This is a genomic window from Enterobacter cloacae complex sp. P16RS2 (assembly GCF_014982155.1).
Lineage (GTDB): Bacteria > Pseudomonadota > Gammaproteobacteria > Enterobacterales > Enterobacteriaceae > Enterobacter > Enterobacter cloacae_M.
This window is the reverse complement of sequence record NZ_JADCKW010000069.1, coordinates 1-238: the sequence shown is the minus strand read 5'-3', so window position 1 is coordinate 238 and position 238 is coordinate 1. Positions and strand designations below refer to the sequence as shown.

Here is a 238-nt window from a genome sequence, read left to right as displayed (position 1 = left end):
CACAGATTGTCTGATGAAAAACAGCAGTAAAAATCTCTGCAGGCTTGTAGCTCAGGTGGTTAGAGCGCACCCCTGATAAGGGTGAGGTCGGTGGTTCAAGTCCACTCAGGCCTACCAAATTTTTGCTGATGCTGCGTTGCGGCGACACTCACATACCTGAGTATGCTTCGTGTCACCACGCCTTGCCTCAACAAAAATTACCGGTACAGAGGTTGGCAAAACGATGGGGCTATAGCTC

At 50.0% G+C, this 238-nt stretch carries 1 tRNA gene; it reads left to right on the top strand.

From position 1 onward, the window contains the following. The first annotated feature begins 40 nt into the window (after positions 1-40). Positions 41-117, top strand: a tRNA-Ile gene (locus INF68_RS22840). The last annotated feature ends 121 nt before the right edge of the window (positions 118-238 follow it).